Source organism: Gordonia sp. PvP123, assembly GCF_040547295.1.
Lineage (GTDB): Bacteria > Actinomycetota > Actinomycetes > Mycobacteriales > Mycobacteriaceae > Gordonia > Gordonia terrae.
On the sequence record NZ_JBEPPN010000005.1, the window covers coordinates 412,962 to 433,968 of the forward strand.

Below are 21,007 nucleotides of genomic sequence, written 5' to 3' on the forward strand. Positions count from 1 at the left end.
GGCCCCTTCGTGCAGATCACCAGCATCGGTCATGCCGGTTTCCACATCCAGACCACCGCCGGATCGATCCTCTGCGACCCCTGGGTCAACCCGACGTACTTCGCCTCCTGGGTGCCCTTCCCGGACAACTCCGAACTCGATTGGAAGACGCTCGGCGACTGCGACTACCTCTACGTCTCACACCTGCACCGGGACCACTTCGACGAGCGCAACCTGCGCGAGAACGTCAGCAAGGACGCCACGGTCCTGCTGCCCGACTATCCGGTGCCGGACCTGCGCCGCGAACTGGAGAAACTCGGCTTCACCACATTCGTCGAGACCACCGACTCGGTCAAGACGACGGTCACGAACGACAAGGGTTCGCTCGACGTCATGATCATCGCGCTGCGCGCGCCCGCCGACGGGCCGATCGGCGACAGCGGCCTGATCGTCTCCGACGGCGAGACCGTCTGCTTCAACATGAACGACGCCCGCCCGATCGACCTCGACGTCGTCGACGAGGCGTTCGGACACGTCGACGTCCATCTGCTGCAGTACTCGGGCGCCATCTGGTACCCGATGGTCTACGACATCCCGCGGAAGTCCAAGGCCAACTTCGCCTCTCAGAAGCGGCAACGCGGAATGGACCGGGCGCGTTCGTACATCGAGCAGGTCGGCGCGACCTGGGTGGTCCCGTCGGCCGGCCCGCCGATGTTCCTCGACGAGGATCTGTTCTACCTCAACGACTTCGGGTCCGCGGACACCGCCGACGACACCTCGATCTTCCCCGACCAGGAGACCTTCCTGGAGCAGATGCGCATCCACGGCACCGACGACGGTGAGAAGCACCGCGGCCTGATGATGGTGTCGGGTTCCGTCGCAGAGTTCTCCGGTCCGGTCCTCAACGAGGTCACGCATCCCTACGCACCCGCCGACGTCTTCGGCGAGAACAAGCGCGCGTACCTCGAGCGCATGAAGGAGAAGTTCGCGCCGGTCATCGCCGCGGACAAGGCCACGTGGGCACCGGCCGAGGGCGAGCCGTTGCTGCCGGCGCTGCGGGATCTCTTCGAACCGATCATGCGACAGTCGGACCTCATCTGCGACGGCATCGGCTACCCCGTCGGGCTCGTCATGACGCCGGGCGGGGGCGCGGCCAACGACGCCACCGAGACGGTCGTCCTCGACTTCCCGAACCGCATCGTGCGTGAGCCGAAAGAAGGAGAGGGCAAGTACCGCTACGGATTCCGCATCGCCACCGAGCTGGTGCGGACCGTCCTGCGCGACGACGAGCCCGACTGGGTCAACACCATCTTCCTGTCGACGCGCTTCACCACCTGGCGGATCGGCGGGTACAACGAGTTCCTCTACACCTTCTTCAAATGCCTCACCGACGAGCGGATCGCCTACGCGGACGGGTGGTTCGCCGAGGCGCACGACGACTCGGCGTCGATCACCAAGGACGGCTGGGAGATCCAGCGGCGGTGTCCGCACCTCAAGGCCGACCTCGGCAAGTTCGGGGTCATCGAGGGCGAGAAGCTGACCTGCAATCTGCACGGATGGCAGTGGGACCTGCCCACCGGACGCTGCCTGACGTCGAAGGGACACGACCTCCGCGCGTCCAGACTCGACTCATAGCCGGATCGCCACCCCGATGACCTCCGAACGCACGTACGGTGGCCGTTCGGTGAGCGACCGCGCCGCCGAACGGCGGCAGCGTTTCCTCGACGCCGCGCTGGTCGAGTTCACCTGCACCGGCTACGCGAAGTCGTCGGTGACGTCGATCTGCCGGGTGGCCGGACTGTCTCGCCGGCAGTTCTACGCGGAGTTCACCGACCGCGAGGAACTGCTGGTCGCGCTGTACGACACCGTGCAGGGCGCCGCTCGCGTCGCCGTGGCAGAAGCATTGGCCGCCAGCCCTTCTCGGGATCTCCGCGACCTGAGCACGGCGGCGATGCGCGCCTACATGGAATCGGTGGGCACCGATCCCCGGCGCGCGGCGGTGTCGTTCGTCCAGATCGTCGGGGTGAGCCCCCGCGTCGAGCAGCACCGCCTCGACGGCCGTGAGGAATGGGTCGAGTTCTTCGTCGACGCCATGTCGGAGTTCGCCGATCGCCCCGCGACGCCGCGGCAGCGCCACCTCGCGATCGCATTCGTCGGGGCACTCACCGGCCTGGTCCATCGCTGGAGCGAATCGCCCGAACCCGGCACACTCGACGACGTCGTCGCGGTACTCGCCGACATCCTGCTCGCCTTCACCACGCTCTGAGACATTCGCCGCCCACCCCGGACGTTGTGTCCTCGGACACACCGGGTGTATGTTCTGCCGAAGTGTGAGACACCTCCGTCTCACTTTTCGGGAGGGTTGCCATGCGGGGATGGAAACGCCACAGCTCACGGATCGTCGTGCGCCTGACTGTCGGGATCGCACTGGTTGCGCTGGTCGTCGGCGGACCACTGGGTTCGGCTGCCGCGAATGCAACCCCAGCGTCGGTCCCGGTGGCGCCGGTCCTCCCGTTCCCGGTGCCGCCCGCGATCCCGGAGTTCGACACGGACTTCTATCTGCCGCCGCAGGCGGTGGTCGCGGCCAAGAAGCCCGGTGAGCTCATCGCCGCCCGGCGTGTCCATGTCGCCGCCCTGTCGGTGATCCCGATCAACGTCGACGCCTGGCAGATCTCCTACCGCTCGACCAACACCCGCGGCGAGCCGATCCCGGCCGTGGCGACGCTGCTCAAACCCAAGGGGCCGGCGAAGCCCGGACCGTCGAAGCTGGTGTCGTGGCAGTCCGCGGAGGACTCCACCGCGATGTACTGCGCGCCGTCGTATGCCTTGCAGCAGGCCTCCATCCCGGGGCAGCTGACCGGCTCGGCGGACTCGAGCCTCGAGGTCCTACAGATCACCTCGTTGGTCGGCGCCGGCTGGTCGGTCGTCATCCCCGACCATCAGGGCCCCGAATCCGCCTTCGCAGCCGGGCCTCTCGCGGGACGCATCACCCTCGACGGGATCCGGGGCGCGCGGAACTTCGCACCACTGGGGCTCAGAGACGACGTGCGGGTGGGCCTGATGGGCTACTCCGGCGGCGCGATCGCCACCGGGTGGGCAGCGGAGTTGCACTCGCAGTACGCGCCGGAACTCCCGATCGTCGGCGCTGCCGAAGGTGGGGTGCCCGCGAACATCCGAGCGCTGGTCGATCTCGCCGACAAGAACGCGGCGTCGGGTCTGATCATGGCCGGGATCATCGGCGTCAGCCGCGAGTACCCGGAACTCGACCGTTTCCTCCAGCGACACATGAACCCGCTCGGCAGAGCCCTGCTGGCGACCAAGAATCCGCTGTGCCTCACCTACCAGGCCGCACTCGCCCCCTTCGTGAACATCAAGGGCCTGGTGAACCTGCCGGGCGATCCGCTGGACCACCCGACACCGCGAAAGGTGCTGGATCAGCTCAAGATGGGTTACACCACGCCCGACTTCCCGATGTTCATCTATCAGTCGAACCCCGACTGGATCGCCCCGGTGGGCCCGGTCAACGAGTTGGTCCGCACCTACTGCGCCGATGGCGCGAGTGTGCGATACGTGCGCGACCATTTCAGCGAACACATCACCCTTGCTGTCGAGGGGTTCGCGCCGGCCATCGTGTGGATGCGGGATCGCCTGGACGGCAAGCCGGCACAGACCGGTTGCACCACAAGCGATCAGGGATCGATGGCGCTCGACCCGACCACCTGGCGCGCGTTCGTCAACCTCGTGGGCAACAATCTGGCCCTGGTGATCAACCAGCGGTTGGGCAATCCGCCCCGGGTTCCGTGACGCGGTGCTCGGCACATGCGGTCGGGTCACCCCGGCGCGCGGAGCGTCAGCGACGCCGCACCGAGTTTGAAGATCGGCTGCTTCGACGCCGGATCCCAGTCGGTGATCGTCAGCTCGTTGGCCGCGCGGTGGTGCCCGGCGTCGTCGTCGGCGTCCCAGTACCCGTAATGGAAGGGCACGAACAGGACACCGCGGCGGATGCCGGCGATCCGCACCGTTGCGGTGATGGCGCCGCGCGGGCTGGCGATCTCGACGAGGTCGCCGTCGTGCACACCGGTGCGCGCGGCATCCACAGCGTTGACCTCCACCCACACCTCGGGTGCCGCGTGCTCGAGTTCGGGCGCTCGTCCGGTCTTGGTGCGGGTGTGGAAGTGGTAGACCGTGCGTCCGGTGATCAAGGCGAACGGGAACTCCGCACCGGGACTCTCCGGAGGAGGCAAGTAGGGGACTGCCTTGATCAGCGCCCGCGAGCCCGGATTGATGGCCCGGTAGTCATCGGCGTCCAGCGGATCACCGGTGACGAGGTCCTTGCCGAACGACTCGCAGTGATCGGCCGCGCTCCAGAACCGCCCATCGGCGTACAGACGCTCGGTTCCGTCGGGAGCGTCTGCGGTGCAGGGCCATTGGACTCCGCCGCGCGTCCGCAACAACTCGTAGGACATCCCGCTGTAGTCGCATGGCCGCCCCGCGCTGCAGTCCCGCCAGGCGTCGAACGCCGACTCGGCGTCGGTCCACGGCGGCAACGGATCCCCGTCCCGGTCGCGGAAGTCCATCCGCCGCGCGTAGTCGAGGAAGATGTCGAGGTCGGGCCTGGCCTCACCGGGTGGCTCCACCGCCTTCTCGGACAGGTGCACGGTGCGGTCGGCGTTGGTGAAGGTCCCGGTCTTCTCGCCCCAACCGGCGGCCGGCAGTACGACATCGGCGAGTTCGGTGGTCTCGTTGGGAAGCATGTCCTGGGTGATCACGAACAGGTCGTCCCGCTGGAGGATCGCCCGGATCCGCGACAGTTCTGGTAGCGACACAGCAGGATTCGTCGCACTGATCCACAGCATCCGCACCGACCCCGCCTCGGCCAGGCGGAAGATCTCCATGGCATGCGTGGGTGGATTCTCATGCGGGAGATGATCCTTGTCGATGTTCCACAGCTCGGCGAGCTCGGTCACGTGGTCGTCGTTCGCCCAGTTGCGGAATCCGGCGAGGTCGCCGTCCGCGCCGCATTCCCTGGTGTTCTCGGCGGTGGGCTGACCGTTCATCTGCAGCAGACCGCATCCCGGCCGGCCGAGCATGCCGCGCACCAGGTGGATGTTGTTGACCCCTTCGGCGGCGGCGGTCGCCTGGTGGGACTGATAGAAGCCCTGCAGCACCGTGGACGTCAACCGCTCGGCGGTCCCGAGCAGTCGTGCCGCATGGCGAAGGTCCTCGACCGGCACACCGCAGACAGCGGCGACACGGTCGGGAAGGTAGTCCGCCACCACGCGGAGCAGATCGTCGAAACCGACTGTGTACGAATCGATGTAGTCGCGGTCGACCCACTCGTTGGCGATGATCTCGTGCAGCAGCCCGTTCATCAGCGCGACGTTCGTCCCGGGCATCGGCGCGAGATGGACGGTGGCGTGCCGGGCCACCGGCGTGCTCCGCGGATCGACACAGACGATGGCGGGCGGGTTCGGTCCGGCCAGGCGGTCGAGCATGCGCATCCAGGTGACCGTCTGGGTCTCGGCGATGTTGTGACCGAACAGCGCGATGGTGTCGGCATGGTCGATGTCGGTGTAGGTGCCCGGCTGACCGTCGCTCGCGAACGATGCCTTGAGTGCTTCGGCCGCCGTCGCCGTGCACAATCTGGTGTTGCCGTCCACGTGGTCGGTACCGATGGCGCCGTGGGCGATGACCGCCAGTGTGTAGTACTCCTCCAGGAAGAGCTGACCGGATGTGTAGAAGCCGATCGCGGACGGACCCTGTTCCTCGAGCAGCAGCCGGGACCGCTCGACGATCCGGTTCATGGCAGTGTCCCAGTCGACCTCGACGAGGCGGCCGTTCTCGCGTACGAGTGGGCGCGTCAGCCGGTCGGGCGACGAACTGGCCTGCCACCCATAGAGATCCTTCACGTCGACGCGACCGCGGTTGACCCGATCCTTCGCCCGGCCCCGGACCCCGACGATCCGGTCGTCGGTCACCGCGATGTCCAAGGCATCACCGTTCGAATGCAGCACCGATGCGGACCGAACCCACCGCTGTACATCGTCGTCGGTCAACCCGTCGGCGAGGTGCTGGTCGACACGCGTCGGCCACTGTTCCCCGGATGCGTAGGGGGTGCGCCTACCCCACGGATCCACGATCCTGTCGTTCACCGTTCCTCCTGACGACACGACACCGATGTCGTTCCGCGGTGTACCCACCGACACCCGAAGTCACTCGTTCGGCGGCCTCTGACCCCGACGGTCCGTCCTCCGGATTACCTCGCCGCGATTGTGGGTAGACCTCCGGCACGGCAGGAAGGGACCTGCCCGAGTCGATCGTTACCGACCCGTTGCGCGCAGACACGATCCGACGTCGACGCACGCACATCGACCCCACGTCGGCGACCCGATTCATACGATGGCGTCAGGACTTTCGGCCCGACCGGGCCCGGGGACCAGACGTCGCACACATCGACCGTGAGGAGAACATCATGGCCAAGTACCGCGTAGTCGACGCGAACGAGAACGTCGTCGAGGAGAAGGAGTTCGACGACGCCACCGGCGCTTACGACTGGTTCAAGACCGTCGCCGCACCGGACGACAGCCTGGGCACCGTGATGCAGGTCCACGATGACGGCGAGTGGAAGAACTTCGAGGTGTCCGACGGGGGAACCAACGCCAGTCCCTCGGCCGACGCCGACTGAACCCGCGTCCCCTCGGCGGGATCACGTCGGCAGCAGGTCTCGCGCTCCAGGGAGTCCATCCCTGGGGCGCGAGACGCGTTCTACACCCCAAACGCGGCCGGGTAGGCGATGGTCCCGCTCGGCACCGGACGGGCGTCGTCGAGGGGTAGCGCCATCATCGCCTCGTCCGGGACGTCGAACGGAGCACGAATGCCGAAGCGGGACGCAGGGACGAAGCCGAACCTCGGGTAGTACTCGGCGTGACCGAGAACCAGCACCAGGTTCTCGCCGAGTTCTCGCGCCGCGGTGAGACCGGCGACGACGGCCGCCGAGCCGGCCCCGGTCCGTTGATGCGACGGCACCACCGCGCACGGTCCGAGGGTGAGCGCGAGCTCGGCGTCGACCCGGCACCTGGAGTACAGGGCGTACCCGACGATCGAGTCGTCGGCGTCGGTGGCGACGATCGACAACCCGTCGATCCAGGCGTCGCGATCGGCGCGCAGCTCGTCGACGATCCGCGCCTCGTCGGGGGTCGGGAAGGCCGCCGTCACCACCTCGCGGATGGCATCGGCATCTCCGGCGCGCTCGACGCGCGTCGTCCACCTGCTCACGGTTTCCCGCAGGTCGCGGCGACAGAAATGGCGGTCATCGGCCGCACCCGCCGGCGGGTTGCCCGGCGAACCGACGGTCGAGGAATCCGAGCGCGTCGGCGCTCCACGGGATGAACGCCCGGGTGTGATTCGAGCCGCGGTACTCGGTGAACGTGGTCGGTACCCCTCGATTGCAGAACGACCCGGCCAGGCGTGCGACGTCGGCGGTGATCATCACACCGTCGCCGGCGCCGTCGACGTTGCCGACCCCCAGCATCATCGGACTCCGCGGGGTGCCGAGCGTGCCCATCACGTTCTGCGAGATCGCCTGCCGCACGCCGGGGACGTCCAGCAGGCCGCCGACCGTCGGCACGAGGAGCTGGTGATCGGTCAGACCCGGGTACTTGTCGGCGAACGCCTCGATGCACTCCCCCGCCACCCGCCCGAGGACCCGCTTGCCCTTCGGCGAGAGGTACGGCTGCAGGTCGATGTCGTAGGTCTCGCCGTACACCGCCATCAGCGCCGGGATGACGCCGGCCCAGTTCTCGCTGCCGTTGACGTACCCGAGATTGTTGGCCGGATTCACCAGCACGCCGCCCGCGGCCGCACCGACGATGTTCAGCTCCGGTGCATAGCGCGGGGCCAGTTCCGCGCCGAAGCCGGTGGGGATCGACCCCCCCGAGTAGCCGAAGAGGCCGACCGGGGTCCGGGCCGGCGCGCGCAGGTGGGTCAGCGCGGTGCGGACACCGTCGAGTGCGGCGTAGCCCGATTCGCGAGCCATCGTCCACCGCAGTCCGCGACCTTCGTAGTCGGGGGCGGCGACGGTGTACCCGGCGGCGAGGAGACCGGAGATGAGCGTGATGTCGATCGGCGCCTCGGCCGCATTGCCACCGCGCAGCGTGTACGACGGGTCGCACTGCGAGCCCAGCGCGTCGTAGAACGAGTGGTAGGAGACGACGCGCCGCGGGGCCCCGGCGGGCGCACCCGGCGGTGAGATGACCGTGGTGACCGTCGCCGTCGGCCCACCGAACTGGTTCGTCGTCCGATAGAGGATCTGGGTGGCCGAGATCGGGATACTGGTTCCGCGCCAACCCAACTCGACCTGTCGCGTCCTCAGCGCCGCACCCGGCGAACGCGACTCGTACCCCGATGGCGGGTCATAGAACGGATCCTGGGACGGCAACTGCGCCGGCGCCGCCGCGGGTACGGGAACCGGAGCCGCCGACACCGTGGGCGCGAGCACGGACAGGGACGTCGTCAGCCCGAGGATCGCGGTCAGCGTTCCGAGGCTGCGGGAGAGAAGCCGCATGAGTCATGATCATGCCCGATATGCGGCGTCGGCAGCAGGTTTCGTTCCGACTCGGCACGACGCCGCGTACCGCTGTTCACCCGGAAGTGGCGTCCGGCACCGGATTCTCGCCGGCCCGCTCGACCGCCTCGACCACCGGCGACATCGCGACCACCACCGCACCGGCCACGGCGGCGACGAACGCGATCACCGCGACGGCCCCCCAACCGGCCCGTGTGGTGTCGCCGAGCACCAGGATTCCGATGGCTCCTGGGACGACCGTCTCACCGACGACCAGGGCGGCCGATGCGGCGCTCACCGACCCCTTCTGCAGTGCGACGGTGAACATGTAGAAACCGCCCGGACCGCACAAGACGATCGCGTACAGCGCCGGGTCGGTGAGCAGTTCGCCGAGATCGAAGGGGTCGAGGCCGTCGAGGATGCGCACCGCGACCGCGAGGACGCCGAACAGCACGCCCCCCGACAGCCCGGCGAGAACCGAGACCCGACTCTGCATCCGCGGCAGGACCACGAGGCCGACACCGAGAATCGCCACCCCGGCCGCGAGAACCGCCCAGTGCAACCACCATTCGTGTTCGTGTCCCTCGTCCCCGGCCGCGAACCCCAACAGGACCAGCGACACCACCACGACCGCGATCGCCGTCCAGTCGCGGGCCGACAGTCTCGCGTGCAGGAAGATCGTGGCGAGCACGACGGTCACCACCAGATTCGCGCTGACGATCGGTTGTGCCAGGAACAGCGGGATCATGCGGGCGGCGACCATGTTGCCCAGAAACCCGATCCCGTCGAGCGCGATCCCGGCCAGGAACGACACGGTCAGCATCGCGGTGATCGTCGACCGGAGCGACGGTGCCGCACCCGGACCACCGGTGTCCTCGACACTCTGCGCACCGCGCGCCTGCAACACCGACGCGGTGCCGTACGCCAGCGCCGCGAACACCGCCGCGAGGATCCCGATCAGCATGGTCGAACAGTAGCCACCGACGCGCTCCTCGTGCGGGACGATCGCCACTGTTGCCGACCGCGCGTCGACGGAAACCGGTCGGGCCGATCGGGATCACGACGATCCGGATCAGGACGATCGGGATCAGACGGTCGACGCTCCGGGGGCGTACGCGTCCACGAACTCGCCGACCGCCGCGATCGGCTGAATGCAGTCGAGGAGCACCCCGTCGGGACCCTCGACGATGAAGTGCCGCTGACCGAAGTCCTCGTCGCGCAACTCGAGGATCGGACGCAACCCGTGGTCGTCAGTCAGGCGTCGGTGCAGACCGTCGACATCGTCGACCTCGATGTTGACCAACAGTCCGGCGGCGGGTCGGCGATAGCCCTCGGGGATCGTCGGATGTGTCGCGTCCACGAGGGCCAACTCGAACACTCCGGTGCGGAGGCTGACGTACCAGTCTGCGGCGAAAGTGACCTCGAAGCCGAGAACGCGCTGGTAGAAGGACGACGCCGAGGAGACGTCCGTCGACATGAGGACTGGATACACGCTCGTGATGGTCATGGCCGAACCCCTTTACGTACGATGAGTATGTATATCCGACTATACATACGCTACGTACGTAAAGGAACCTCTGTGCCGAGAGCCTCTGCCGCAGCCGCCGCCGAAACGGCCCGCGCCGTACTCGCCGCCGCCACCCGCCAGTTCGCCGAGCGGGGGTTCGCCGATGTGTCCCTCGACGACGTCGCCGAGGCGGCGGGCGTCACCCGCGGCGCGGTCTACCACCACTTCCGCAACAAGGCGGCGTTGTTCACGGCCGTGGCCGCGGCGTGCCACGACCGGGTCGCCGACGCGGTGGTCGCGGCCGCCGAGTCCGCGGGCACCGACCCGGCGCGCCAATTGAGCGCCGGCTCGCACGCCTTCGTCGATGCGATCACCAGCGGGCCCGCCGTGCGGATACTGCTGATCGACGGCCCGGCCGTCGTCGGCTGGGACGAGTGGCGTCGACTCGACGAGGCCGGCTCGGCCGCCCATCTGCGGGAAGCCCTCGAGGCGGTCGGGGTCGACGGCGAGTTGATCGACGTCCTCACGATGCTCCTGTCGGGGGCGATGAACGAGGCCGCACTCTGGCTGGCCCGGCACCCCGACGACGACACCGCCCGCGAACGCACACACCGAGCACTCGACCGATTGCTCGGCGCGATCATGTGAGGGGACCGACGCCCCTACGGCCGTTTCAGCGGCGATCGGCCTCGCGGGGCGGATGCCCGTATCCGCGAGGCGCGTTCGTCGCGTCGGCGGTCTCGACCGCGGTGACCGCGCCCGACGACGCCAGGACCACCCCACCCAGAACGGCGGCGGCGAAGGCCACGATCGCGACGGGGCCCCACCCGGCTCGGGTGACGTCGCCGAGGAACGCGATCCCCACCGCGCCGGGCAAGACCGTCTGACCGACGACCAGTGCAGCCGCCGCCGCGTTGACCGAGCCGGTCTGTAGCGCAACGGTGAACAGGTAGAAACCGCCGATCCCGCTGAGCAGCAACGCATACAGCGCCGGATCGGTGAAGAGCACCGACAGGTCGAGGGGGTCGAGTCCGTCCAGGATGCGCGACGCGACCGCCATGACGCCGAAGACGGCCCCGGCGATGAGACCGGTGACCGCCGCGATGTGCGTGCGCAGCCGGCGCATCATGATCACGCCCAGTGCGATCAGTGCCGGCCCGGCGACGAGCACCGCCCAGTGCATCCATGAGGTGTGCTCCACGCCTTCGCGACCGGCGGAGACCGCGAGCAACACCAGCGACAGCACGATCACCCCGCCGGAGATCCAATCCCGCAGTGTGAGTCCAACTTTCAGGATCACCATCGCGAGCAGCGCGGTTGCCACCAGCCGGGCGGAGATGATCGTCTGCGACAGGAAGAGCGGGATCATCCGCGCGGAGGCGATCGTCGCGACGAATCCGATGATGTCGAAGACGAATCCGACGAGGAACGGCAGCGTGAGCATCGTCGCCGCGGTCGACCGCAGCGACGGGTGCGCGGCAGCGGATCGTCGGCGCTCTTCCCGGATCGCCGCTCGCTGCGCGACCTGCTCGGCGCCCAGCGCCTGCAGAACGGCCGCGGCGGCGAACGCCAGCGAACCGATCACCGCGATGACGATGCCGGCAGTCACGACACGAGCTCAGCTCAGCGCGGGGTGAGCACGTCGGTGCCGACGAACTTCGCGAGCTCGGCGGGCAACCGGACGGAGCCGTCGGGCTGCTGATGGTTTTCCAGGATCGCGACCAGCCAGCGCGTCGTCGCCAGGGTTCCGTTGAGGGTCGCGGCGGTCTGCGGTCTGCCGTTCTCGTCGCGGTACCGGATCGAGAGGCGACGCGCCTGGAACGTCGTGCAGTTCGACGTCGAGGTCAGCTCGCGGTAGGTGCCCTGCGTCGGAACCCAGGCCTCGCAGTCGTACTTGCGCGAGGCCGACGAGCCGAGGTCGCCCCCGGCGACGTCGATCACGCGGTAAGGCACGTCGATGGCGGCGAGCATGTCCTTCTCCCAGCCCAGCAGACGCTGGTGCTCGGCTTCCGCGTCCTCGGGACGGCAGTAGACGAAGCCCTCGACCTTGTCGAACTGGTGGACGCGGATGATGCCGCGGGTGTCCTTGCCGTAGCTGCCGGCTTCGCGACGGAAACAGGTCGACCATCCGGCGTAACGCTTGGGGCCGTCGGACAGGTCGAGGATCTCGTCCATGTGGTACCCCGCGAGCGGCACCTCCGACGTGCCGACCAGGTACAGGTCGTCGTCCTTGTCCAGGTGGTAGACCTCGTCGGCGTGGGCACCGAGAAACCCGGTGCCCTCCATGACCTCCGGACGCACGAGCACCGGCGGGATCATCAGGGTGAACCCATTCGCCGTCGCCTTCTGCGCGGCCATGTTCAGCAATGCGAGCTGCAACTGAGCACCTTGACCGGTGAGGAAGTAGAACCTCGACCCCGACACCTTGGCGCCGCGCTCCATGTCGAGCAGTCCGAGTGACTCACCGAGTTCGAGGTGATCCTTCGGATTCTCGATGTCGCGTGGCTCGCCGACGTGCTCGAGGACCACGTAGTCGTCCTCACCACCGGCCGGTGCTCCGTCGGCCACGATGTTGGAGATCGCCCGGTGAGCCTTCGCGGCTGACGCATCGGCCTCGGACTGACGCGCCACCGCCGCCTTCACCTGCTCGGCGAGTTCCTTGCCCTTCGCCAGGAGCGCCTGCTTCTCCTCGCCCTGAGCCTTGCCGACCTGCTTGCCGAGCGTCTTCTGCTCGGACCGCAACGCGTCCGCTTCGACGATCGCGGCGCGACGCTCGGCGTCGGCGGCGAGCAGTGCGTCCACCAGGCCCGGGTCCTCACCGCGGGTGCGCTGTGAGGTGCGGACGAGGTCGGGGTTGTCGCGAACAGTCTTCAGGTCGATCACGACTTCAAACCCTACTTGAGAGCGTGATGCGAACCCGATCACGCCGCGTCGGCCCGCGCCGACAGGTCAGGTCCACAGTCGACGCAGGTCGTCACGACCGAACATGGACGCGGCGGCGTCGGCGTCCGGGGTTCCGCCGTAGGGATCGGCCCCGGCGTCGACCAGCACGCGCACGACGTCGTCGAAGCCTTTGAAGACTGCACCTGCCAGCGGCGTCTGACCCTTGTCGTTGGCGAGGTCGGCGTCGGCACCGCGGGCGAGAAGGGTCGACACCGTCGACGCGTGCCCGTGATAGGCCGCGAGCATGAGCAACGAGTCACCGGACTGGTTGCGCAGATCGGCCGGGACGCCGGCATCGAGGTAACTGCCCAGCGTCTCGGCGTCGCCGGATCGTGCCATGTCGAACAGCCGGGTGGCCAGTTCGACGACGTCGGGACTGGGGGCACCGGAAGCCGGTCGATCGTCGGGGTGGGCTGCCACTCCCGCGAGTGTAGGCGCGCCGCCCGGCATCTCCGCCCGGATGGAACCGGTGGCACCCCGCCGTGTGCGACACTGACCGCAGTGTCTCCTCCCCCCGAAGCGCAGCACGAATCCGGCGGCCCCAGCGAGAGTTTCCTGACGGTCGTCATCGCCTTCGTGTCGAATCTGCTGATCGCCGTCGCCAAGACGGGTGCGGCGATGATCACCGGGTCCGCATCGCTCGTCGCCGAAGCCGCGCATTCGTGGGCCGACACCGGGAACGAGATCCTCTTGCTCGTCGCGGAACGTCGTGCGCATCGCCCGCGGGACTCCACCCATCCGCAGGGCTATGGGCGCGAAGCATACATCTGGTCGATGTTCGCCGCGTTCGGACTGTTCGCGGTCGGCGCGGCGGTGTCGGTGCAGCACGGGATCTCCGAACTCCTGTCGCCCGAACCGGCCACGGATTATGGCATCGCCTACGCGGTCCTGGCGATCGCCGCGGTGCTCGAGGGAATCTCGTTCGTGCGGTCGTACCAGCAGGCCAAGCGCGGCGCCGTCAAGCGCCGGATCGGCCTGCTCCGGCAGGTGTTCCGCACCTCGGACCCGACGCTGCGTGCGGTCTTCGCCGAGGACGCGGCCGCACTCATCGGTCTCGCGATCGCCTTCGTCGGCGTACTCCTACACCAGGTCACCGGGTCGGCCACCTACGACGCGATCGGTTCCATCCTGGTCGGTGTGCTGCTCGGGATAGTCGCGATCGTCCTGATCAACCAGAACCGCCGCTTCCTGCTCGGACAGGCAGTGGACGACGCCGTTCAGCGCCGAGTCCTCCGAGATTTACTGGCGCACAGCAACATCGATCGGGTGACCTACCTACACGTCGAGTACACCGGGCCCGTTCAGCTGTTCCTGGTCGCCGCAGTCGATTTCGCGGGCGACGACGCAGAATCCTCGGTGGCGGTCGCCCTGCGCGAACTGGAGAACGAGCTGGAGCGCGACCCGCGGATCACCGAAGCGGTGCTGACCCTGTCCGCGCCCGGGGATGTCGACCTCGTGCCCGACGCCCCCTGATCCCACCGGGCGCGCGGGCGGTCATTTCACACTGTGGAGTTGTCAAAGGACCTGTGGCGTCAGGGTCGACGCCGGAGGGTCTGGTGCGCGGGACGGTTAGACGAGGGCGTCGTCGAGCCGCATGGTGCGCCGGTTGTAGGCCGGTCGGGGTAGGCGTTGGGGGTCGATGTCGACGGGTGGGATCAACCACGGGTGCCGGTCCGAGCCCATCACCACCTGCCAGCCATGGTGGTGGACCTGGGTGTGGCAGCGTTGGCAGAGCAGGCATCCGTTGTCCAGGTCGGTCGGACCACCGTCAGCCCAGTGCACGATGTGGTGCACCTGCGTATGTGCTGCTGGGGCACCGCATTTCACGCAGCCCACGTCGCGGACGATGATCGCCTGGCGCAGATGGTGCGGGAACAGTCGTTTGGTGGTCCCCATTCGTAGCGGCACGCCCTCGGCGTCGAGGACGATCTCGGCCACCGCGCCGTCACACGACAACCGCCGGGCCGTCGAAGCCGTGACCGCACCCACCCACGGCAGGCGTGCCGGATCGAGACCATCGGCGGGAATGGTGACCAGCACCTGCGTACGCGGGGCTCCGGCGGTGGTCATAGCCGCACCGATCGCCGCATGATCCAGCAGCAACTCCAGACCGTCCGCGCGACGCTCCCCGACACTGCGCCGATCGTCGGCGCCGTCGGGTTCGGGACGCGGGCCGGATCGTTCGTCGATCATCGACAGGAACTTCTCCCCGATCACCGCCGTCACATCGCCGGTGATGGCGACTCGGCCTTCGTCGGTCATCCGAGTGTGCAGGGTGTTCAGTGATGCGTCATCGGCGGCCGGAACCGTGCCGGGATCAGCCTCGGCGACACGCATGGCGATCGAGCGGGCGTGGGTGTCGATCTCCGCAGGCGTGGCACCGGAGAACGCCTGGGTGAGCAACTCGGTCTCGAACAGCTGCCGCTCGCCATCGGAAAGCGCTGCCGCAGCAACTCTATTGATGAGAGCGATACCGCGGACGACCGCATCGACACACTCGACGGACAGATATCCTTCGGCGGCGCAGTCGGCGAGTTTCGGCAACGACGCCAGCCCGGTGGCGATCCGCACACCACGGTAGGCGACCGCCGGTGGCATCCCCATGTCGATCAGAGCTTTGCGCGTGGTGGTGCCAGCACGCGCCGCCCAGCCAGAAGCGTCGAAAAGGGCTACGTGCACAGCGATCTGGTGATCGAGCACGTTGCGTACCACCCGCAGTTCGTCGAGCCGGTCGAACACCGCGCGACCACTCCCGTCGTCGGGTGGTGGAGTCAGACCGATGAGGGTGTCGCGGAGCTCGGTGATCGAGGGCATGACACCAAGGTACTCGCCAAAACGTTCGACGACGAGATTTATCCACAACCGTCTTGTTCTCGATTTCAACTGTGCCACAGTTGATGTCACTCACGCATCAGCGGTGAACCGGGGTGAACTGCAGTGAACAGAAACCCCATCAGTCACAGGTGGATGGTTCAGAAGAACCCTCGCTCTGGAGCACGTGGCCCGATTGTTGCCCCCCCGATGCGCGAGCGAAGCGAGTCTCCACTGCTCCCTTCAGCATCAGGGTTGTGAAGCCACCTGAGTGGTGATCGGGTGTCGTCCACCGGGCGAGAGGGAAGGGGGGTCGCTGATTTCGGATAGGAAGAGCCGAGGGTGGTCGCTGCTCTCGGATAGGGAGCAGAGGGGGCGCTGCACTCGGGTCAGGGACCAGCGAATCACTCAGACGGCGAACGGAATTGGGCCCGCTTCCAGTCCCCGTTGACCTCGTCGCGCTCGCGGACCGCCTCCCGGAAACCCGCAGTCGCGGCACGTTGCTGGAAGGCGTATCCCTCGCGGGTGTGGCGGGAGATCCCGTCGAAGACCGTGCTGATCATTCCCGAATTGGCGACCCCTTGGGCGAGGAGCGCGCTGTTGAGTGCCAGCTTGGCCATCACGAGCTGATTGACCGGCATCCGCGCGATCCGCTCGAGGAGATCCTCGGTGCGGGCGTCGAGGTCCTCGGCCGGCGGGGCCTCGACGGCCAGTCCCCACTCGTGCGCCTGCCGGCCCGACAGGCAGTCACCGGTGAACAGCAGCCGTTTGGCGCGCTGATCGCCGAGCCGGTGTGCCCACATACCGGCCGCGGGAATTCCCCATACCCGGGTGGGCGGATAGCCGATCTTGGTGTCGTCGGCGCAGATGATCTGGTCGGCGTAGAGCGCGATGTCCGTGCCGCCAGCGACCGCGAATCCGTGCAACTTCGCGACCGTCGGCTTGTTCGCGTGGAGCAGGCTGGCGAAACCGCGGTTGAATCTGCTCATCATCGCGTAGTCGATCATGGGATCCCAGGTGCCGCCCGGGTCGTGATTGCGCGCCTGCACAACGGGATCGAGGACGGTGCCCGACCGGGGATCGACAGCCTGCGACGGGTCGCCACCGTTCTCCGCGAAGATCGACAGGTCGTATCCGCCGCAGAAACCCTTGCCCCGCCCGGATACGACGATCACGTGGACACCGGGGTCGAGGTCGGCGCGTTCCACCGCATGCGACAGTTCGACCGGGGTGTCGACGGTGATCGCGTTGCCCTGGTCGGGCCGATCGAAGGTGATGCGGGCGATCCGGCCGGTGACTTCGTAGGTGAGCGTGCGGTAGTCGATGTCCGGCTCGCGTTCCGCGCGTCCGGCGAACAACGAGTCCTCACCGTGGCGCAGATCGTCGCGCCACGCGGCCGGGCGCGAGCCGCTCGACTCAACCATGTGTGTTCTCCTGCACCGTCTTCGGGATCACGCGTTCGATGATGGACGCCGTGTCGACCCCCGTAGGCAACGTGCCGAACACATCACCCCGGTCGTTGCCGAGGCGGCTCACGACGAACGCATCGGCGACGGCCGGGTGCCCGTTGCGCACCAGCAGGGAGGCCTGTAGGAGCTGGGCCATGCGGCCGACCACCCGGCGGGCTCGGTACTGCATCGCATCGAGGTCATCGAACTCGCGCCGCAGATCGGCCGCAGCGGCGTCGAGGCGGCGGTCGGCCCCTGCCGCGCGGTCGATCTCGTCGAGAAACGCGGTCACCGTGTCCGGTTGTTTGACCATCGCCCGCAGCACGTCCAGGGCGGCGACGTTGCCCGACCCCTCCCAGATCGACATGAGCGGGGCCTCCCGGTAGAGCCTCGGCATCCGAGACTCCTCCACATATCCATTGCCGCCCAGGCACTCCAGCGACTCCGCGGCATGGATCGGCGCCCGCTTGCACACGTGGTACTTGCTGACCGCGAGCGAGATCCGTCGTAGGGCGTCGGCCCGTTGGTCGCCCGCGACGGCCCGGTCGGTCAGCTCCGCGAGCCACAGCGCCACCATCGTCGCGCCTTCCGACTCGATCGCCAGATCGGCGAGGACGTTGCGCATCAACGGCTGATCGACGAGCGCGGCACCGAAGGCCCGACGGTGGGTGGCGTGGTGGGCGGCCTGGGCGACGCCGACCCGCATGCCGGTCGCCGACCCGAGGGTGCAGTCCAGGCGGGTCATGTTGACCATCTCGATGATCGTCGCCACGCCGCGGCCCTCATCACCGACGAGCCATCCGACGGTGTCGTCGTACTCCACTTCACTGCTCGCGTTGGAGTGGTTGCCCAACTTGGCTTTCAGCCGCTGCAGCTGGAAGGTGTTGCGCGTCCCGTCGGGAAGCACCCGCGGGACGAAGAAGCACGACAGACCTCCCGGCGCTTGTGCCAGCACCAAGAACACATCGCACATCGGCGCGGAGGTGAACCACTTGTGCCCGGTGATGCGATACGAGCCATCCGACTGCGCGACTGCGGTCGTCGTGTTCGCGCGGACATCGGACCCGCCCTGCTTCTCCGTCATCGACATCCCGGCCGTCAGTCCCGCCTTCGACAGCGGGCTCCGGAGCCCGGGCTCATACGTCGTCGAGACCAGAAGCGGTTCATAGAGTTCAGCGAGCTCGGCGTTCGCGCGCAGGGCAGGCACCACCCCGTAGGTCATCGACATCGGACATCCGTGTCCGGCGTCCACCTGTCCCCACACGCTCGACTTCACGGCTCGCTCGAAATGCGCTGTCGGGCTCGGGTTCGACCACGCGGTTCCGGCGAGGCCAAGGCCGATGCCCGTCCGCATGAGGTGGTGGTAGGCGGGGTCGTACACGACCTCGTCCACCCGGTTGCCGTACCGGTCATGGGTCCGCAGCTCCGGCGGGCGGGACTCGGCGAGATCGCCCCAACCGAGCGCCTCGGCGCCCCCGGCCAACCGGCCGATCCGGTGCAACTCCTCGAGCATGTGGTCGGCGCCCGCGCGGTGGACCGCCTCGGCGATGGCCGGGGTGTCCGCGGCGTCGAAGTCGACGAGTTCGGGGACCTGATTGGTGACGACATGGGTGGACATGGCCTGACCCACCTTCCTGGTCGGGGTCGCCATCCACCGTATTACACTTCTCACGCGCTCGCTATAGTTCAGTAATATCCGCGTGTGGCGACGTGCGACGAGTCGGCCGATAGCATCGACCGCGTGCCCGGACGCGTGGAGATTCCCAAGCTCACGGCGCGTTCGGTCATTCTCAGTGCGCTGCTCGGACTCGATTCGCCCGATGCGTCGATCGCCGGGATCCTGGCGATGGCCACCGACCTCGGTCTGCGCGAATCGACCGTCCGCGTGGCCCTCACGCGACTGGTCGCCGCGGGAGATCTGGAACGCACGAACGGTCGCTGCCGGCTCTCGCCGCGGCTCCTCGAACGACAGCAACGACAGGACCACGCACTGCATCCGGCGCGGCGCGACTGGGACGGGATGTGGGATCTCGCCGTCGTGACCGTCGGTTCCGAGAGTTCGACCGAACGTGCGCTCCTGCGCGACACACTGCAGAAAGCACGACTCGGCGAGATCCGGGAGGGCGTGTGGGCGCGTCCGGCCAATCTCGACCTCGAGTTCTCCCCGGACCTGCGCCGACGCCTGAACCTCTTCCGTGCAGCTCCCGAGGAGGCGTCGACGGACCTGGCTTCCCGCCTGTTCACACCGTCGGCCTGGGCATCGTCGGCCGACGAGTTGCTCGACGCGCTCGCGGCGGCGCCCGGCATCGCGAACCGCTTCGAGATCGCCGCAGCCATCGTGCGCCACATCCTGCGCGACCCGCTCCTGCCCGGCGAACTACTACCGGAGCCGTGGCCGGGCGATCGTCTCCGCGACGCGTACGAGGAGTTCCGCAACGAGCTCACCGGACTCGCCGCACGACACCTGGCGCCCGACCGCGGGTGACCGAACAGGCACCAGACCGCGCGCCGGCGTCCATCCTGGGCGTGGCTGCGTCGGAGCATCAGAGCACGAGGGTGTGCCCGGTCGGGTCCGTTAGGCATGATGGATCCCGATGAACGCGCCCGACCCCGACCACAGCCGCCCCGCCGATGCCGACGCGCCCACCGCGCCCGCATCCGGCCGGCCGGCCGGTGGAGCCCGCCGACCAGGCAACTTCGCCCGCAATCCGGTCTTCGTGATCCTCGGCGCGATCGTCGTCGGCGCGATCGTGGCGGGCGGGATCGCCTTCGCGACGGGGGTCTTCGACGACAGCGGCAGCGTCGGCGGCAGCAACATCGGCGAAGGCGAACGGCTCATCGAGAACGCCTTCACCAAGTCGGTGGCGGGCGACTGCCTCGATTGGCCGGCCGGGAACCCCGGGCAGCCGGTCGACGTACCGTGCGAGCAGAAGCACCGCTTCGAGGTCGCGGGCGCCATCGACACCGCCTTGATCCCCGGCGCCGAGTTCGGCGAGGACGCTCTCTGGCCGGGTGCCGAGCGGTTCGCCGCGATCCGCGACGAGCAGTGCCCGGTGATGGTGGACCAGTATCTCGACGGGCGCCTCGACCCGCAGGGCCGCTTCGCGGTCGGCATGATGTACCCGTCACAGGCGCAGTGGGACAAGGGCGCGCGTCAGTTGCGCTGCGGGGTCCAGGAGAACGGCGCCGACGGTGCGCCGGTCCAGTTCTCCGGCCGGGTGGCCGATCAGAACCAGTCCTACGTCTGGCCCGAGGGAACGTGCGTCGGTATCGACACCGAGACCCGCGCCCCGACCGGCTTCGCGGTGAACTGCGCTGAGCCCCACGCCTTCCAGACGACCGGGATCGTCGATCTGTCGGTCCGTTTCGGTGACCGGATGTCGAACAAGCCGTGGCCGCCGACCGGTGCACAGAACGGTTACCTCGGGTCGATCTGTCCGGTCCAGGCCGAACGGTTCGCCGGCGGGCGCAAGCCGCTCGACGCGACCACGCTCAATGTCCAGTGGTCGGTACTCAGCGAGCCGAGCTGGCTCGCCGGCAGCCGCAAGGTGGTGTGCTACCTGGGCCTCCCCGACAAGCGCGGCGGGTTCGCGACCCTCGTCGGCGACGCCAAGGGCGGCGCCCTGCTGATCAACGGGCGGGCACCGGTCGCGCCTCCGGAGGCTCCTCCGGGGCGTGCTCTACCCACCCCGGTGCCGCTTCCACCGGGGATCGCGCCCAACCCCGACGAAGCCCCGGCCCCGGCGGGCTGAGCCG

Annotated in this window: 19 protein-coding genes; 8 read left to right on the top strand and 11 right to left on the bottom strand. The window is 68.2% G+C overall.

Translation table 11 applies throughout. From position 1 onward, the window contains the following. Positions 1–9: 9 nt before the first annotated feature. The 3 genes from ABIC25_RS12200 (at position 10) to ABIC25_RS12210 (ending at position 3,783) form a co-directional block, all read left to right on the top strand. Positions 10–1,614 (top strand): Rieske 2Fe-2S domain-containing protein, encoded by a 1,605-nt coding sequence (locus ABIC25_RS12200; RefSeq protein ID WP_239404056.1) that lies wholly within the window; start codon positions 10–12, stop codon positions 1,612–1,614. Positions 1,615–1,630: 16 nt separating this feature from the next. After that, complete coding sequence (locus tag ABIC25_RS12205; RefSeq protein WP_354561600.1) at positions 1,631–2,245, top strand: TetR/AcrR family transcriptional regulator; 615 nt, start codon at positions 1,631–1,633, stop codon at positions 2,243–2,245. A 101-nt stretch (positions 2,246–2,346) separates the two neighbouring features. Continuing rightward, positions 2,347–3,783, top strand: coding sequence for a lipase family protein (locus tag ABIC25_RS12210; RefSeq protein WP_354561601.1), 1,437 nt, complete (start codon positions 2,347–2,349; stop codon positions 3,781–3,783). 26 nt (positions 3,784–3,809) lie between these two features. Here ABIC25_RS12210 and ABIC25_RS12215 read toward each other — a convergent pair whose 3' ends face one another. Beyond that, on the bottom strand, positions 3,810–6,131 hold the full coding sequence (locus ABIC25_RS12215; RefSeq protein ID WP_354561602.1) for a molybdopterin oxidoreductase family protein: 2,322 nt from the start codon (positions 6,129–6,131) through the stop codon (positions 3,810–3,812). A 320-nt stretch (positions 6,132–6,451) separates the two neighbouring features. Here ABIC25_RS12215 and ABIC25_RS12220 point away from each other — a divergent pair, with 320 nt between their 5' ends. Continuing rightward, complete coding sequence (locus ABIC25_RS12220; RefSeq protein WP_004021390.1) at positions 6,452–6,664, top strand: hypothetical protein; 213 nt, start codon at positions 6,452–6,454, stop codon at positions 6,662–6,664. A gap of 80 nt (positions 6,665–6,744) precedes the next feature. On the opposite strand, the gene ABIC25_RS12225 is transcribed toward ABIC25_RS12220, so the two are convergent. The 4 genes from ABIC25_RS12225 to ABIC25_RS12240 form a co-directional block, all read right to left on the bottom strand. Beyond that, positions 6,745–7,254, bottom strand: a complete 510-nt coding sequence (locus tag ABIC25_RS12225; RefSeq protein WP_248645700.1) for a GNAT family N-acetyltransferase — start codon at positions 7,252–7,254, stop codon at positions 6,745–6,747. A gap of 34 nt (positions 7,255–7,288) precedes the next feature. Beyond that, positions 7,289–8,542 carry a lipase family protein gene (locus ABIC25_RS12230; protein WP_354561604.1) on the bottom strand — a complete coding sequence of 418 codons (1,254 nt, stop codon included), beginning with the start codon at positions 8,540–8,542 and terminating at the stop codon, positions 7,289–7,291. Positions 8,543–8,618: 76 nt separating this feature from the next. Further along, entirely contained in the window at positions 8,619–9,506 is an 888-nt protein-coding gene (locus ABIC25_RS12235) for a DMT family protein (RefSeq protein ID WP_354561606.1), read from the bottom strand. 123 nt (positions 9,507–9,629) lie between these two features. Further along, positions 9,630–10,049 (bottom strand): VOC family protein, encoded by a 420-nt coding sequence (locus ABIC25_RS12240; protein ID WP_354561607.1) that lies wholly within the window; start codon positions 10,047–10,049, stop codon positions 9,630–9,632. Between the two features lie 72 nt (positions 10,050–10,121). On the opposite strand from ABIC25_RS12240, the gene ABIC25_RS12245 reads away from it, so the two are divergent. Continuing rightward, complete coding sequence (locus ABIC25_RS12245) at positions 10,122–10,697, top strand: TetR/AcrR family transcriptional regulator (protein ID WP_354561609.1); 576 nt, start codon at positions 10,122–10,124, stop codon at positions 10,695–10,697. A gap of 25 nt (positions 10,698–10,722) precedes the next feature. Here the strand turns inward: ABIC25_RS12245 and ABIC25_RS12250 are convergent, their stop codons facing one another. From ABIC25_RS12250 to ABIC25_RS12260, 3 genes are all read right to left on the bottom strand, one after another. Next, positions 10,723–11,658, bottom strand: a complete 936-nt coding sequence (locus tag ABIC25_RS12250; RefSeq protein WP_004021396.1) for a DMT family transporter — start codon at positions 11,656–11,658, stop codon at positions 10,723–10,725. A gap of 14 nt (positions 11,659–11,672) precedes the next feature. Beyond that, positions 11,673–12,932, bottom strand: a complete 1,260-nt coding sequence (gene serS / locus ABIC25_RS12255; RefSeq protein ID WP_354561611.1) for a serine--tRNA ligase — start codon at positions 12,930–12,932, stop codon at positions 11,673–11,675. Between the two features lie 66 nt (positions 12,933–12,998). Beyond that, the gene (locus ABIC25_RS12260; protein WP_239404048.1) at positions 12,999–13,412 is read right to left on the bottom strand and encodes an ankyrin repeat domain-containing protein; all 414 of its coding nucleotides are present in this window, start codon (positions 13,410–13,412) and stop codon (positions 12,999–13,001) included. Positions 13,413–13,493: 81 nt separating this feature from the next. Here ABIC25_RS12260 and ABIC25_RS12265 point away from each other — a divergent pair, with 81 nt between their 5' ends. Then, entirely contained in the window at positions 13,494–14,465 is a 972-nt protein-coding gene (locus tag ABIC25_RS12265) for a cation diffusion facilitator family transporter (RefSeq protein WP_239404047.1), read from the top strand. A gap of 96 nt (positions 14,466–14,561) precedes the next feature. On the opposite strand, the gene ABIC25_RS12270 is transcribed toward ABIC25_RS12265, so the two are convergent. From ABIC25_RS12270 to ABIC25_RS12280, 3 genes are all read right to left on the bottom strand, one after another. Then, positions 14,562–15,806, bottom strand: a complete 1,245-nt coding sequence (locus tag ABIC25_RS12270) for an HNH endonuclease (protein WP_354561613.1) — start codon at positions 15,804–15,806, stop codon at positions 14,562–14,564. 401 nt (positions 15,807–16,207) lie between these two features. After that, positions 16,208–17,227 (bottom strand): crotonase/enoyl-CoA hydratase family protein, encoded by a 1,020-nt coding sequence (locus tag ABIC25_RS12275; protein WP_354561615.1) that lies wholly within the window; start codon positions 17,225–17,227, stop codon positions 16,208–16,210. After that, positions 17,220–18,869 (bottom strand): acyl-CoA dehydrogenase family protein, encoded by a 1,650-nt coding sequence (locus tag ABIC25_RS12280; RefSeq protein WP_354561617.1) that lies wholly within the window; start codon positions 18,867–18,869, stop codon positions 17,220–17,222. The genes ABIC25_RS12275 and ABIC25_RS12280 overlap by 8 nt, the downstream gene beginning before the upstream one ends. Before the next feature lie 123 nt (positions 18,870–18,992). Between ABIC25_RS12280 and ABIC25_RS12285 the strand changes: the two genes are divergently transcribed. Beyond that, positions 18,993–19,736 (top strand): PaaX family transcriptional regulator C-terminal domain-containing protein, encoded by a 744-nt coding sequence (locus tag ABIC25_RS12285; protein WP_219589328.1) that lies wholly within the window; start codon positions 18,993–18,995, stop codon positions 19,734–19,736. 109 nt (positions 19,737–19,845) lie between these two features. Further along, complete coding sequence (locus tag ABIC25_RS12290; RefSeq protein WP_101822587.1) at positions 19,846–21,003, top strand: septum formation family protein; 1,158 nt, start codon at positions 19,846–19,848, stop codon at positions 21,001–21,003. The last annotated feature ends 4 nt before the right edge of the window (positions 21,004–21,007 follow it).